At 34.6% G+C, this 12,573-nt stretch carries 8 protein-coding genes and 1 pseudogene; 7 read left to right on the top strand and 2 right to left on the bottom strand.

Going from position 1 to position 12,573, the window contains the following annotated elements:
• Window positions 1-12: 12 nt before the first annotated feature.
• Together A5880_RS05510 and apf are read left to right on the top strand one after the other, a co-directional pair.
• Window positions 13-1,248 (top strand): hypothetical protein, encoded by a 1,236-nt coding sequence (locus A5880_RS05510; protein WP_086331207.1) that lies wholly within the window; start codon window positions 13-15, stop codon window positions 1,246-1,248.
• 481 nt (window positions 1,249-1,729) lie between these two features.
• Window positions 1,730-2,293: an aggregation-promoting factor gene (gene apf / locus A5880_RS05505; RefSeq protein WP_086331209.1), complete on the top strand. Its 564-nt coding sequence runs from the start codon at window positions 1,730-1,732 to the stop codon at window positions 2,291-2,293.
• 391 nt (window positions 2,294-2,684) lie between these two features.
• Here apf and A5880_RS16230 read toward each other — a convergent pair.
• Window positions 2,685-3,613: pseudogene (locus A5880_RS16230) on the bottom strand (transposase).
• 351 nt (window positions 3,614-3,964) lie between these two features.
• Window positions 3,965-5,065 carry a tyrosine-type recombinase/integrase gene (locus A5880_RS05485; protein ID WP_086331210.1) on the bottom strand — a complete coding sequence of 367 codons (1,101 nt, stop codon included), beginning with the start codon at window positions 5,063-5,065 and terminating at the stop codon, window positions 3,965-3,967.
• Window positions 5,066-5,515: 450 nt separating this feature from the next.
• Here A5880_RS05485 and A5880_RS05480 point away from each other — a divergent pair, with 450 nt between their 5' ends.
• From A5880_RS05480 to A5880_RS05460, 5 genes are all read left to right on the top strand, one after another.
• Window positions 5,516-6,223 (top strand): DNA-binding response regulator, encoded by a 708-nt coding sequence (locus A5880_RS05480; RefSeq protein ID WP_086331211.1) that lies wholly within the window; start codon window positions 5,516-5,518, stop codon window positions 6,221-6,223.
• 149 nt (window positions 6,224-6,372) lie between these two features.
• On the top strand, window positions 6,373-10,494 hold the full coding sequence (locus A5880_RS05475; protein WP_336577001.1) for an isopeptide-forming domain-containing fimbrial protein: 4,122 nt from the start codon (window positions 6,373-6,375) through the stop codon (window positions 10,492-10,494).
• Between the two features lie 18 nt (window positions 10,495-10,512).
• Window positions 10,513-10,884, top strand: coding sequence for an LPXTG cell wall anchor domain-containing protein (locus tag A5880_RS05470; protein ID WP_179190461.1), 372 nt, complete (start codon window positions 10,513-10,515; stop codon window positions 10,882-10,884).
• A gap of 2 nt (window positions 10,885-10,886) precedes the next feature.
• The gene (locus A5880_RS05465) at window positions 10,887-11,684 is read left to right on the top strand and encodes a WxL domain-containing protein (protein ID WP_086331213.1); all 798 of its coding nucleotides are present in this window, start codon (window positions 10,887-10,889) and stop codon (window positions 11,682-11,684) included.
• 30 nt (window positions 11,685-11,714) lie between these two features.
• On the top strand, window positions 11,715-12,506 hold the full coding sequence (locus A5880_RS05460) for a WxL domain-containing protein (protein ID WP_086331214.1): 792 nt from the start codon (window positions 11,715-11,717) through the stop codon (window positions 12,504-12,506).
• Window positions 12,507-12,573: the final 67 nt, after the last annotated feature.

Here is a 12,573-nt window from a genome sequence, read left to right as displayed (position 1 = left end):
GAGAACGGTCTAATGAATGATTATTTTGATGTGTTTTTTCATCAGCAAGCAATCCCATTCACAACTGGGACCGTTCTCTATCAAAAAAATGCAGAAAAAATAGTTGATACGTGTGAAACACTCTATGAACGTTCAACAGGCGATTTTTTGACTGTACGGGAAAATGATGAAATTTCTAGAAAAGTTAGTTCTTCACCAATCAAAAAGCATATTGAAATTCAATTCTTCAATACGGAACTGAATTGGGACGTTCTGCTAGAAGAATTAGAATCACTTTTTCCTAAATTTATTTGGACCAAAATAGTTGAAGAAGTTGATGACCTCTTCAGTACATACTTCTGTGAGTTGATCCCAGTATCCTTTAGTAAGGAAGATGAGCCTGTTCAATTTACAGTTTCTGCTAGTTTAGAGCAGATGGGTTATTCAAAAAGTGATTCCGTTAGTAAGATTTTAGAAAGAAAATTACTTTCTATTTTTCAAGAAGAAGAAGCACCTTTTGTTCAAGAAACACTTAGCTTTCCAGTAGAATTTTCCATAAAAGAAGAAGTCGAAGAAGCGTTTGAAGACGATTATGAACAAGAGTTAGATTTTCTAATGGATGAAGAAAAAACATACGATACGCAAATAAGTGAAGATGAAGACGTCGACGTGGAAATAACAGCACCTATTCGTTCAGAAAAAAGTGAAGTTCTTTTTCTTAAAGAAAGCTTGAAACGAGAAAAGGCGTCAAAGGAACGCGTGCGAGTGGCAAAAGAAAAATTGGAATACGAGCTGCTCGCCATCGAAAATAGTTTGCTTTTTAGTGGACTCAAAAGATTTAAGAAGCATCAAAAATCCTCAATAGATGAAGAAGACTGGTATAAACCCGTTCGTATTGACCTTATTCAATACGATGATTTATACAAAAAAGCGAAGTTTATTGAACAATCATGGCGATTGAACCGTCAATTAGTAACTATTACAGAAAAAATGACTGTAACGAAAGATCAATGGATCTATGAACGAGCACGCGTTGAAAAAGTCAAAAATAGTGTTTCAGAAATGGATTTGCAGTCAATGATGGAACAATGCCATTTAATCAATGAACGGGTAAAAGTTCGTCCAGGTTTTCTCTTTTTCAAGCCAAGAGTGAAGCTATATCAAATTGATTATGAACAATTAGAAAAAATTAGTGCATTTTTTGATATTATTCAAACAGAGAACAGGTTATTAGAGTCAGTGATTGAACAAAGAGATTTTATTGAGTAATGTTAAAAGCAAGGACGAGGTCGAAAAATTAATATCTATTTTCTTGCTGATTATTCGGATTTAGAGAGGGAAACAAAACTGATTGTTGGTTTTGTTTTCCTCTTTTTTTGTGTAGTTTAATGTTTAAATGAGATTTATCTAAACCGAAAAAAGGCTGATTCAAGTGAAAAATAGTCATCTGAATCAGGAAGAGTGGGTAAAAATGTCTGTAATAATTCAAAAATTTTGTAATATGACGATTGTTATCAAGCTAAAAAAAGTTTTTTTCAGAAAAAATCATGTTTTTTTTCAGATGAAAGATCAAATGGAAATGCAGAGCGAACAAGTGTTTCTACGGTCCTTTTTAATAAACTGTTACTCAATGAAAATACTTGTAATGAGTTGTCATTGAATGTTCACCTATGAAATATTTTTAGATGGTAAAGTATGCAAAGTCGATAAACAAACGACAAAAAATATTTTTTTATAAAGGAGAAACAACATGAAATCACTTAAAACGATTTTATTAGCAACAACTTTGACTGCAGGATTTGGCATTTTTATGGGAACGACTGACGCGCATGCTGATAGCTTATATACAGTAAAATCTGGAGATACATTATCTACTATTTCTTATCAATTTAGCGGAGATAATCGTTTGATTGATTTAATTGCTAAGGATAATCATATTTCAAATATAAACATGATTTTTGAAGGAGAGCAATTAAAAGTCCGTACAGAAGAAGAGGCGCCACAAGCTGAGCCTTTAACAACCACAACTCCTACTGAGAATACTTCAGCAGTTCAGACACCGAATGTTGAGCCAACACCAGCAAATGCTGTGACAACATCGTCAGCTAAAGAATGGATTGCACAAAAAGAATCTAGCGGTTCATACAGTGCCACAAATGGTAAATATATTGGTAGATACCAATTAGATGCTTCTTATCTCAATGGAGATTATTCTGAAGCCAATCAAGAACGCGTAGCAGATAGTTATGTAGCAGGTCGTTATGGCTCGTGGGAAGCTGCTCAAGCATTCTGGCTAGCTAATGGCTGGTACTAATTAGTCAATTTTTTACGAGCTAAAGTTCTTTATAAATGAACTGCGAGAATCAACTGATGAGAATTCATTGGTTGATTTTTTTGTATGGACACTTAATTGTAGTTGTTGACTATTTTTTTAATAGAATCTAGCATTCTTCAAATAATCAGTATTATGAACAAAGCTACCTTTTAGCATGAAAACAGAAGTAGATCAAACAGATTGAAATTTAAGAGTGGTTTGAAGTGAAAGGATGAGGGAGGTGTGTACAAGCTAAATAAGACTTATCCAAGCAATTTAAGCTCTGATAAGCCCTAATTGAATTTAGGAGTGATTTAATTAGGCAACTAATGTTAATGAAGAAAACCCAAAGAATTAAATCGATTATTATGATTCCTAGAGGAACTTTCCTCTAGGTTTTTCTGTTTGCTTGAAAAAGAATGGTGCCAAAACATAAAGAAATTCTCAACTTGAAATTGTAAAAGTTACGAACCCCATAAGCATTTCTCTTCAACACTTTAATATGATTATTTAAACATTCCAGTGGTCCATTAGAATAAAGCAATTCTAGCGCATTTTTAATTTCATTTTGGCACTTCTTAAAAGTACCAATCGTCTTTTGATAGTAGGGAGGAAGACAGCGAAAATCTTCGTCTAATAGTGCATAAAATCGAGCGGAAACATTTGTCTGTACGGCATAAAGAAAGACTTGATAACAGGTGTAGCCACTTTTCAACTCGTTATCATACGCAAGTAATCGATCAACGATTTCTGTTTCAGTTAATAGGGTGCGAAAGGAAGAACGCTAAATGGTTTTTTCAAAATCAAGCTTTGATTGATTTTTTTTCCTCTTCATTTCCCAGATGAAGAAAGACATTCATTCTCTGAATACGGTGTTTTAAAAAGGCTCTCCCATCCATCATGATGAAACTCATAGAAGCCGCGACTTGCTTGACTGATTTAAATTCATCGTTGAGGTAAGGTGAGTCGATCAGCAATGGCTAACTTTACTTTAGTAGAAATCGAACAACATTTTTCAACAAGACTCGATTCAGCAACGAACGATCGATTGCAGGATTGACAGAAAAAACGACGTTTCTTCAAGCGTAAATACGTTTGATACTCCGAGACATCATTCAATAAGATCAAACACGAGGTGTAGCCCCGACGAATAATCGCGGATTTATCTTCAAATGCGCAATGTGGACAAGCATGAGCTGAATAATCAAGCGTACCTGAAAAGACCTTACAGCTTCTTCCTTTGATTCGTTCCTTTTTTAAGCAATTTTCGTTAAAGGGAATGTTTAAGTCTAGAATACCTAAGGGATTTGACACCTTGATTTCCCCTTTTGAATGGTTTTAGACGACTTAATTCTAAAGGATATCAAGGTGTCTTTTCTATTATTTTGCATTAAAAAAGATGCAGGTGGTTTTTCACCAACATCAGAAAGTATAGAGCCTAATACTGTTATATGTTTCAATCAGTTTTGTCTTTTAATTATAAAGAAAATACTATTTTTTCGTTTAATTTATAACAAAATCTACTTGTTTTTTTATACTAAGTAAGACTGGAATTTCTTGTTCTAAATAAGAACAGGAATACAGCCTCTAAACTCCTGCATATAAAGGATTGAGAATTTTTGTGACGGCGAATTTGACGGCGTAAACGATAACTTTATTCACTGGTTTCATTTATAAAGAGGCTATTGCTTCTATTGCGATTCTCTCTTCTGCTAGATTTGAGTTTGTATAAATATCAAGTGTCATTTTAGTTGAAGCATGTCCTAATAAAGAACTGATAACTGCAACATTTACTCCTTTTTCCAAACAGCGGGTGGCAAAAGAGTGTCTTAATGCATGAAAAGAACAATCTATCAACTTGAATTTTTGTAGAAGTTGTTTAAATTGATAACGAATAGTTCTAGGTTCTGTAAAACCTTGGTTATTAGAGATAACATAAGGGCTATTACTTTTCTTTTTTTTGTTCATTAGTAATTCTAATAGATTTCTGGATAGGGGAATCATTCGTTCTGAACTTTCTGATTTAGGTTTTTCTTCAATAATGCGTGTTTTAAAACCATTTTTTTTATATGATTTGACTCTTTGAAGTGTTCGTTTAACAGTTAGTATTCTATTTTCAAAGTCAATATCTTCCCATTTTAATCCTGAAATTTCTCCAATTCTCATTCCTGTTTTCAGTGAAATCAGCATAGGTAAACCATTCACTTCTTTGCTTGCTTCTTTTACTAAAAGCTTATGTTCAGATTGAGAAATACTTACTACTTTAGTTTTTCTGACTTTTGGTAACTCTATTGATTCATAAATTGAACGATGAATGAAATTAAGTTTTTCTGCATATTTTAAAGCTGTTTTCAATACTCTAACAATAGAATGAAGTGAATTTATCGAGATTTTTACTTTTATATCATTGATAAGTTGATTGAGATGACCAGAATTTAAATTACTTAAACGGATTTCACCAATAATTGGACGAACATGACAATCAAGTTTACTTTTATAGCTGTCAAAGGTTCCTGGTTTCACTTTAGTGGCAACTACTGTATCTAACCAATAATCCAACCAATTGTTCAATGTGCCGTAAAATTCTTCTTTATTTTCTTTTTCTAAAAAAAATGCTGCCTTTTTTATAGTTAACTTTTTCTTTACTTCTTTATAGGATTGACTATAGACATAACCATAGTGGATACCTCCGTTAGCTTTTCTACCTTTGACATACCGCCCTTCCCAGCGCCCATCTTTCCGTTTGTAAATGTTTTCACCTTTTCTAGCCAAGATAATCTTCCTTTCAAAAAAATTTTGACGGCGAATTTGACGGCGAAAAAGAAATAGGTTTTTCTCATTTTATTTAGAAATTAGTTAAAAAATTGATATTTTCTTATTAAGAAAATGAGTTATACTGAAAAAAGATATTTATAACACATAATTAACAAGTTTTCTATTTAAAAAAAGTAAATTAAAAAACACTGCACAAATAATATAACTTTTCAAAATAGAAAAATAAGATATAATATTTGTTTTTCTATTTTCTCGCAAATTCTATTTCCTGTTCTTATTTAGAACAAGAGAATTTCTACGGTGTTATAAAAAAAAGAGAATCAGCAACAAGTCTATCATAAATTAGATTAAAATGATACTTTTGGTCTAAATGTGAATATTATATTTGAGTCAAAAGGATTGAGTTTAAATTATTATCTGCACATAAAAAATCTAAGGAGGAAACAAATGTACAACATAGCAATAGTTAACAGTATTGAAAGTAATGAGACTCAGTACATAAAGGCATTGGAAGAAAAAAAATGCTCAATTCATCAGATTCATCCAACTGAACTAGATGACGGAATAAAAAAAATGGATGCTATCCTGATTTTTGAAGCCTCTCTTGAGGAAATTGGTCTGACATGTGAATTGATTATTAAAGTAAGAAGCCTGACGAACAAATTCGTCTGGGTTTTATCTGACGAGTCAACCAAAATTAATCGAATCGTCCATCTGCAACTTGGTGCGGACGGTACATTTGATAAACGAACAGAAGCAGATGAATTCTGTTTATATATCATGAGCACACTTGAGCGAAGATTAAATAAAAAAATACAGCAAACAGCAATTGCAACCAATACACAATTGCTAAAAACTGAAAAAGTCGCTGCAATCCAATTAGTTCCTAATAATTTCTCTGTAAATATAGAAGGAAAAGGTGAAGTAGGTCTAACTAAATTGGAATTTAAAGCCTTAGAGTCATTAATCCGACGCAAAGGTGAAGCGGTCACGTACGAAGAACTTTACAAAAGTGTTTGGGGCGAAGAAAAAGGCGAAAAAAAATATCGCGTAGCGAATCTAGTCTTTCATTTAAGAAAGAAACTAGAAGACGATTCGTTCAAACCAAAATATATCCGAACGGTGCGTTCAAGAGGATATATGTTGTCTAGTTAACAAGGAAATAAACAAAGGAGTTTTACAATTAGAGTTGTTTTCACTTTTTCAATTCAAACTGAATACCTTTAGTTTGAGTTGGAAAATTGAAATATAGTGTGATCCGACACACAAAAAATCACATGAATAGAGAGGAGTTGAGAAAAGTAATGAAATTCGGAAAAAAAAGTTGTTTTTCTGGGATATTTTTGGTGGTAATAAGCCTGTTTCTGATAGCAGGATTCAAATCAAACTCGATACTAAAAGCCTCAGAGAAAACAACAAAGTATTCAATAGAGGTACAGAATCAAGAAAAATTTATAGACGAAACCACCTCCTTAAAGGCTAAAATTAAGGTGGAAAACTCTAATCAGCAATCTTTCTTTTTGATGATGGAAGGAATGGAAACAGTTAAAGCAGAAGATTTTCTGGAAAGCTTAGATCAAGATATAGTTGATAAAATAAAGGTTTTCCAAAAAGATACTGGACTTTTAATTACATCGAAGGTTGATCAGAATCTAGAACTTGTATTTCCTTTATATTTTGAACCTCGACATTTTGGGAAAGAAGTAACAATAAAGGTGATGAGTTCAGATGAAGAACAGGAATTAACCAAGGTAAAGATAAAGGTTCCTAAAGCTAAAAAGAAGAAAGCTGAGCCAGAGCTACCACAACTAAAAGTTGATGCTACTAAAAATGATGTGACAATTACTTCGTATGGAAATGAAGTACATGCTAATGTAAGCGACTGGAACCAATTTCAAGTTGCGTTAGCTACTCCAACAGTTACGCATATCAATATTTTAAAGGATATAAATAATCCTGATCCAACAGCTAGTGTTGCTACTTCTGCTGGTATGATTAATCGATCTGTTACGATTCAAGGTGTAGATCAAATTGATGGTTCTGGAATCCCTATATCATTTGCAAAAAGACAAATTAATTTTGGGGATTCAGGCGGCACCAGAAATGTAAAAGGAATAGAACTGTCAGTGGTTACAGATCCGAGCACGTTAAGTATTAAGAACATTGAAATAGCGGGTCATTCTTCAAGTCGGAACGATAGCAGTACTGCATTGATTTATTCAAAAGGCACAGAAAGTGAAATGTGGACTGTAAAACTTACTGATGTAGATACTGTTGGAAATATTAGTAAGCGACTTGTCTATAATCAAAATGGTGATGTGATTTTCGATGGTGGAACAAATACTTTAAGCACGAGTTTTGGTACAGAGACTAGTTATACGGGTACTACTGCTGGTACGGGTTTTTCTTCCTGGTTCTCATTGATTGAATCAAAACGGTTAACTGTTACTAATAAGGCAAGCATTGTTTCTCACGGACAAAACTTATTTTATAGTTCGGTATCAGAAAACTCTGAGCTAATTGTAAACGACCAAGCAAACATAGACATTAGTTCACAACAAACTCCATTTGTTTTAATTAATGCGGCAAATTCAAAAATAGAATTTACTGGCGATAAGACAGTTGGAAATTTTTCTTCAGCAACTAGAAAATATGAACATTATGGCGGAGCCATGGTTATTGAAGGAGATAATGCACGTATTAACGTAGATGAGAAAGCGCATCTAAAATTTCATGCTACAAACAGACCAACAATCCTAATGCAAAGTCGATTTGGAATATTTAATATTGATAATGAATCAATTTTAGATGTTGTTCAAGATACAGATACGGTCAATTCAATGGGGGCGGCTATTCGTTTTAGATATGTTGGACAGATGACGTTTAATATTCGGAATAAGTCTAAATTGTTCGTTGAGAAAAAAGATGGAGATGAACGCTCGGCAGCAGTTCGAATGTATGGAGATAATAATGTAATCAATGTGGATTCTGGCTCAGAGTTTGAAGTTAACAATAACGGCACAGGGCCAGCCATACAATACGAGTCTGGATCGAACGCTGAATTTAATTTGAATGGAAAGTATTCTACCGTAGACATCTTTACCACTAAATATTCAGCGAGTACATCAACTGGTAATGGTACTGCAGCTATGGCTGGTCGCGCAATTACTGCTGATAATAATGTAACTGTTACTGCTGGAAAGGATACCATATTTAAAGTTAAAGGAAACACAAGAGGACCAGCTTTTAGAACTAATACAGGAAGTGGGACAAAAACGTTTTTTGAGTTTGAGAATATGTTGTATTATGATTTCAAAAATATTGGTGGAGGAACGCTGTTTTTCAATGGTGGTTCTAATAGTATTTTAAAATCAGTTTATTCCGATTTAAGTATTTGGCCGCTAGGAGACGAAGCCAGTTTCGAAAGGAATCCACAAAAAGCCTGGACTTTAGTTAATTTGGCTATGAGTGGGGCTAGAGGTGTATTTGATACAAATATAACAACTCCATTTTCAATGGATAAATTACAACCTACTTTACCTGGACCTTATATTATGGAAAAAGAAGTCTCTGACTATCTAAATGCTAATAGTAATCAAAGTATATCTAAGATGGGGCGTCTAAGTGGTAATAATGCTAGTCCGATCGTTGATGAATTAAGAAGACCAACAAATGCGGATAAGCACATAATCGGCCATGTGGGAATTCCGGAAGGTTTGGATGGTAATCGTGATGCTTGGACTGATGAAGTAACAGTTGAAGTTGAAGTTACACCGAAAGATAGTAGCAAGGCTCCTTATAAACTAACTGGAAAAACTTATGGAGCTGATGAAACTAATTTAAATGGGATTTCAATCTATGGTGAGTCACCTAGAGCTGGAATGTTCAAAATTCCTAATAAAGTCAATGGTCAAATTGAGTTTCTAAATATTGGAGATTCAGTGAAGGTAATAAGAGCATGGCGTGGGGGAGCTGGTGATGATCCGAATAAAATTCATGAGGGGAATCCTAATGATGATAACGCTGATCAATGGGTTCAAACTGCTGAAGTAACTATTGATGTTACGCCACCAACGCAAACCAAAGTTTCAACGACATTAACTAATGCAACAAAACAATTATCCGGTACTAGTGACGAAGATGGAGCAAAAGTGTTTGTTAAAGTGAATGGCACTGAATGGCTGAAAGATGCTAATGATGTTCTTCTTTCAACGACAGTTACTAACGGTGAATGGTCACTTGATTTGCCGAGATATTTAACAAAAGAAGACAAAGTTGATATTTATCTAAAAGACAATACAACAATTACACCATTACCAGCATATACATTACCAGGTACTTACACACAAGAACCAGATGGTGTATTCGGTAATATTAATGTAGATGTAGATGGATATGATGCTTATCTAGGATATCACGATGCGCTTAAAGAAGGTACGAAGGATGAACGCCTTAACTCGGCAAAACGTTTGATTGTGAAAGATGTTTTACCTGATCAACCTTCCTTGACTAAAACAGTCGTATCTAGTGGTGGTACAACTACAACTGTAGGAGATATCCTAACCTACACGATTACTGCTGGTAATAATAAAGGTGACAGTTTTGATACTACTTGGAAAGATGTAGAAATCACAGATATCATACCAGAAGGGCTAGTGTTTGATCCAGCAAATCATGGTATTACAGTTAATGGAACGCCATTAACTGATACTAGCAAATTTGGCTATAATTCAGAAACAAAAACACTATGGGTCAAAGTAGGGGATCTTCTTTCTGGAACTGGTAAAACACCTAAATCTGTAAAAGTTACATTTAATGCAAAAGTTGATGTTTCAGCAGTAGGTAAGCAGATTTTCAATACTGCTAAGGCTGCGGGCACAACGCCAAGAGAAACCCCATTTGTTCCTGGGATTAACCCTAATCCGGTATATGAAGTCAAGGACATCTCAGTTAAAGACAGTGGAACTCATACCATATTAGGTGCGTTAGTTCTCAAATCAGCACCAGAAAGTATCGATTTTGGTAAATTTGCATCGAATAAGAATAATAATGAAATTCGTGTAGATGAACCAACACTAAATGGTGACGATTTAGTTATTTCCGATACACGTAACCCTACGAAAGAATGGGAATTATATGTTCGAATGAAGGAGCCTTTCAAAAATACTGATGCTCCCACCGATCCAGCATATAATTTACCAGATGCAATCGTTTATAGACGCGGGAACAAAGAAACACCGATTACAGGGATTTCAACTCAAGTTTTAAGTAACAACAATAGTAATCAAGGTCAAGTTGAGTATAATGTGAGCGCAGGTTGGACCAAAGATGGTGATGGTATTAAATTAAGGTTACCAGCGGGTTCTGTAAATAAATTAGGGAAATATAAAGGTGTACTCGAATTTAAAATCCAAGATGCAAAATAGAACAGGAGAAAATGTGAAATGAGAAAATTAAAAAAAAATGTTGATATCCTCTCCTCTTTGGTGATTTTGAGTATGATATTTTCTTTGTCGGTATCTAATGTAAAAAGTGAAGCATCAGAAATCGGTGGAGCTGTTCAGACTAATGGTAAGATTAATTTTTATGAAGAATCTTCTAGCTCTGAACCGCCTAAATCAGATACAGAGCCACCAACTTCAAGTGTACCAGAAGCTGAACCGCCAAGATCAAAACCTAAAGGCGGATACCCGTCAACAGGTGAACTAGTAATGAAGAGCTTGTCTACAAGCGGTGTAGTTGTTGTCTTAACTGTCTTGATATTCTTTTTGCGCAAACGCAAAAAGGAAAAAGATGGACAAAGAAAGGAGTTCTAAAAATGAAGAGATATTTTCTAACTTTTGGTACGATATTCTTTCTTTCCTCAATCGTAATGACTAATGTTGAAATTGCAGCAGCTACAAGTAAAACTGGTGATGGGACTATTATCTTTGAAGAGGTGGAAGAAGATACAGGGGTGCGAGATCCAGAAAAGCCTGATGTAACTGTAGATCCAGGACCAAGTCCGAGTACTGATGGAAAGCTGCGGATTGATTTTGTTCCGCAACTAAACTTTTCCAGTAATAGTATTTTGAACAAAGATCGAATATACCCCGTGAATGCTCAGTTGTTCAAAGATGATACAGGGCCAAGAGCCAACTTTGTACAAGTATCAGACTACCGCGGAGGATCATTCGGTTGGAGTTTACAGCTCCGTCAGGAAACTCAATTTAAAAATGAGCAGACACAAAACAGTCAATTAAATGGTGCTGTACTATCTTTTGACAAATCTTGGGCCAATTCTAGACAAGACTCAAAGGTTGCGCCAGTTGTTTCTCAAGATATTATTCAATTGAATAACATTGGGGAAGCTTATGTATTAGCAGAAGCAAAGCCTGATACAGGTTCAGGAACTTGGGCTATTTCTTTTGGTGCATCTAGTACCAATCAAAATGGTCAAAAGGACACGCTAAAACCAAAAGTAGACTTAAAAGAGCAACCGATTGTAGATCCAGACTTTAATAATAAACAAGTCTATGAAAATAATGCTATCACATTGTCCATTCCGGAGGCAACTAAAATAGATCCGGTCGATTATACTACGGTGTTAACTTGGGTATTAGCCGAGTTGCCATAAATAAAACACAAATTTTAGGAGGAAACACAAATGAAAAACACACACAAGCTTTTAGGCGCTGCATTATTAGCAGCTGTAGGAGTATCAGTAGCAATTCCAAACACAACGAAAGCAGCTCCAGATTCAAAAACAGGCGATGGATACATTGAATTTACAAGAGATGGAAGTGGTGGAACAACTATTACTAAACCTGGTGACACCTCTTCTATCATCACAAACATAACTGGTGTAGAAAATAAATTATTCGGTGTGCTTGCAATTACACCATTAGATTTTAAATCACACAAAATTTTATCAGATGGAAGCGGACGTACCTATCCAGTTAAACCATTCCATGCAAACCCAGGCACTACTGATCCAAATAAATATCCAGAATTTCAACAAGCAAACTTTGTAAAATATAGAGATGACCGTTCTACATTAGATCACAAATACAAATTAAGCGGAAAAATCACAACTAACTTTACAACGACTTTAGCGAATGGAACTGATACTGCTGAATTAAATGGTGCTGAAATTACATTTAGTGATATGTCATTAAAATCTATCGCAGATCCAGCTTTACGCCCTGCTGCTAGTGCTCTTAAAGCAGGTCCTCATGTATTGAAGGCTAAAAACGGTACAGTTGAAGCTAACAGTGTTGATTTTGTTGTCAATGATGATCCTAAAAAAGGTCGTGGAGACTATGAATTAGTGTTTGGTGATGCTGCTGTTGCTAATAGTGCTGAAAATGCAGTGAAACTATCTGTACCAAAAGAAACTGAAATCATGCACGGGAAATATAAAGCTGTGATTACTTGGACATTGTCAGACACTATCTAAAAAGATTTAAATATAACACATGAACCAATTGAAACAAGATCGCCGATTCCTTTGAATCGGTGAGCTT

Source organism: Enterococcus sp. 4G2_DIV0659, from assembly GCF_002140715.2.
Taxonomy (GTDB): domain Bacteria; phylum Bacillota; class Bacilli; order Lactobacillales; family Enterococcaceae; genus Enterococcus_L; species Enterococcus_L mansonii.
The sequence above is the reverse complement of the archived record's forward strand: the minus strand, read 5'-3'. Positions and strand labels throughout refer to the sequence as shown.

Excerpts from the sequence above, each read along its gene's own strand:
- A5880_RS05475 (WP_336577001.1), top strand. The coding sequence starts at position 6,373 with ATGAAATTCGGAAAAAAAAGTTGTTTTTCTGGGATATTTTTGGTGGTA.
- A5880_RS05460 (WP_086331214.1), top strand. The coding sequence starts at position 11,715 with ATGAAAAACACACACAAGCTTTTAGGCGCTGCATTATTAGCAGCTGTA.
- A5880_RS05510 (WP_086331207.1), top strand. The coding sequence starts at position 13 with ATGAATGATTATTTTGATGTGTTTTTTCATCAGCAAGCAATCCCATTC.
- apf (WP_086331209.1), top strand. The coding sequence starts at position 1,730 with ATGAAATCACTTAAAACGATTTTATTAGCAACAACTTTGACTGCAGGA.
- A5880_RS05480 (WP_086331211.1), top strand. The coding sequence starts at position 5,516 with ATGTACAACATAGCAATAGTTAACAGTATTGAAAGTAATGAGACTCAG.
- A5880_RS05470 (WP_179190461.1), top strand. The coding sequence starts at position 10,513 with ATGAGAAAATTAAAAAAAAATGTTGATATCCTCTCCTCTTTGGTGATT.
- A5880_RS05465 (WP_086331213.1), top strand. The coding sequence starts at position 10,887 with ATGAAGAGATATTTTCTAACTTTTGGTACGATATTCTTTCTTTCCTCA.